3 protein-coding genes and 1 pseudogene are annotated in these 2,223 nt (G+C 67.8%); 3 read left to right on the forward strand and 1 reads right to left on the reverse strand.

Translation table 11 applies throughout. From position 1 onward, the window contains the following. A pseudogene (locus ACFVYN_RS41260) lies at positions 1–254 on the forward strand (hypothetical protein); the annotation flags it as partial. Between the two features lie 88 nt (positions 255–342). Here ACFVYN_RS41260 and ACFVYN_RS41265 read toward each other — a convergent pair. Next, the gene (locus ACFVYN_RS41265) at positions 343–672 is read right to left on the reverse strand and encodes an EthD domain-containing protein (protein ID WP_390008056.1); all 330 of its coding nucleotides are present in this window, start codon (positions 670–672) and stop codon (positions 343–345) included. 257 nt (positions 673–929) lie between these two features. Between ACFVYN_RS41265 and ACFVYN_RS41270 the strand changes: the two genes are divergently transcribed. After that, positions 930–1,781 (forward strand): helix-turn-helix transcriptional regulator, encoded by an 852-nt coding sequence (locus tag ACFVYN_RS41270; protein ID WP_390008059.1) that lies wholly within the window; start codon positions 930–932, stop codon positions 1,779–1,781. Positions 1,782–1,967: 186 nt separating this feature from the next. Then, positions 1,968–2,223 (forward strand): transposase family protein (locus ACFVYN_RS41275; protein WP_390008061.1); only part of this gene is annotated, 256 nt, incomplete at its 3' end.

The following is a 2,223-nucleotide window of genomic DNA, read 5'->3' on the forward strand; positions in this document are numbered from 1 at the left end:
GCGGCGCGAGAGCGGCCAGGACCTCGACGGGTTCGGTGATGTACCGGTACGCGGTCGTGGTCTCGATGGGGCTTCGTCTGTCTGTCACCCCAACCGGTACCCCAGCCCGACAGGTTGGAGAGATCTCTGTCTCTCATCCAGCCCGGCCCGATCCCTCGACAGCCATCTTCACCACGGCCGACGGCGTGCGCATCGTGACCTTGCGCGGTGATCTGGACAAGGATGCGCGCGAGCCGGGTCACGAGACGCGGTGAGCGCAGCGGGCCGGGCCTCCACCCAGGCCGGGCCTGCTGGCCCTGCCCGGCTGTCGGTGGAGGCCGTGGCGAACTCGGTGCCGGGCTCTCAGCCGACGACGACCTCCTCTTCGGAGATGATGCTTCCAAAGCTGTTCAGGTCGACGAAGTTTTTGTGGTCCGGGTCGACGGTCTTCAGCCAGTTCTCGCAGAAGAAGAGCGCGTTGAGGTCGTCCATCGTGTCGAACCATGTCTCGACCACCGAGTCGTAGTCCGGTTCGGGACAGTTCGGCGCGGGGACGGGATACGACACCACGAAGCGGCGGATGTACTGCTTCGCCTCCGGGATGGACATGAGGAGCGGCCTGTGGACGTTCCGCTGGTAGTGGGTGAACTCGTCATGAGTCATGCCCTCGCGACGCTTCAACGTGATGACCATTTTGATCATGATGCTGTCCGTTTCTGTTCAATGACTGATGATTCGCCGGCCCGGTATCACCAGTCAGGGAATGCGCCGATACGCGCCAGGACCGGTCGGGCACACACCACCGTTGACGGCAGGCCCTCGGCGGCGGGGACTGCGGTATCGGTGATCTGCCCGTTGTCCATGGCAGCAAGCCTGCGCCCGGCCACGGAGCCGATCCAGGCACCGGCGGTACCTGGATCGGCTCCGCAGCACCCACGCACACTGGAGGTATGGACAGACAAGAGCTGGCCGGCTTTCTGCGTGGCAGGCGCGAGCACATCACCCCTGCCGACGTGGGTCTGCCCACCGGGCCGCGCCGCCGCACACCGGGGCTGCGCCGCGAGGAGGTGGCGCAGCTGGCGTTCATTTCGACCGAGTACTACACGCGCCTTGAGCAGGCCCGCGGTCCCCGCCCCTCGCGCGAGGTACTCGCCGGACTGGCTCGAGCCCTGCGCTTGTCGGACGCCGAGCGGGACCATCTGCACCACCTCGCCAGCGCGCCGTCCAGCCCGCCGGCCGGGCCCTCGCACGATGTGCCGCAAAGCATCCTCGACCTGTTGCGGCGGCTGCCGCACACCGCGGCGATCGTGCTCTCCGCGACCTACGAGGTGATCGCCTGGAACGATCTGGCCGCCGCCCTCCTGGAGGACTTTTCCCCCCTGCCCCGGCGCGAGCGCAACCTCGTGCGCCGTGCCTACCTCGCACCGCGGTCGCGGAAGCGGCCGCTGTACGACCCGTTCGACGCGGAGGCGTTCGCCCGCGCCGCGGTCCGGCGCCTGCGCGCCGCCGCCGCCCGCTACCCCGACGACCGCGAGGTGGCCACGCTGGTGATGGACCTCCTCGCCGGCAGCGCGGAGTTCGCCCGGCTGTGGGCCGCGCACGACGTGCGCCCCGAGCCCACCCTGCTCAAGACCGTCGATCACCCGCTGATCGGTCCCATCACCCTCAACTGCACCTTCCTCGACGTCCCCGGCCGGGACCAACAGATCGTGCTCTTCACGGTCGAGCCCGGCTCCCCCGCACAGGAGACGCTGCGGCTGCTGTCGGTCATCGGCACACAGCGCATGGATGTATCCGGCTGAGGAGTCTTCGCGGAACGATCTTCGTGTGCCATGGTGGAGGGGCAGGTGACCTCGTTCTTCAGCGCCTGGCACTCAGTGAGCTCTTTCCAACCCGTCGGGATGGCCGGGCAGTTGGCCTGACAGACAGGTGAAGCCCCTGGTAGATGGGTTTTCGACCAAGAAATCCGTCTCCACCAGAGGCTTCGTGTGCTTGTCTACCCGTCGGGTGTCGACGTGTCCAGTTCTGCCCTGCGTTTCCTGTCCGCCAAGCTCCGTCAGCGCCGCCAGGAGCTCGGTACCCGTTGGCGGCGTCTGAGCGTCGGCCGGCAGGCTCTGCTCACGCTCGCCCATCTTCGCAACGGCCACCCCTATGCCCAGCTCGCGGCCGGGTTCGGCATCGGGACCACGACCGCATACCGATACATCACCGAAGCCGTCGAGGTCCTGGCCGCGCTCGCGCCGA

It is taken from the genome of Streptomyces sp. NPDC058307 (assembly GCF_042880295.1).
Taxonomy (GTDB): Bacteria; Actinomycetota; Actinomycetes; order Streptomycetales; family Streptomycetaceae; genus Streptomyces.

Coding starts and splice junctions, on each gene's coding strand:
- ACFVYN_RS41265 (WP_390008056.1), bottom strand. CDS start 672: ATGGTCATCACGTTGAAGCGTCGCGAGGGCATGACTCATGACGAGTTC.
- ACFVYN_RS41270 (WP_390008059.1), top strand. CDS start 930: ATGGACAGACAAGAGCTGGCCGGCTTTCTGCGTGGCAGGCGCGAGCAC.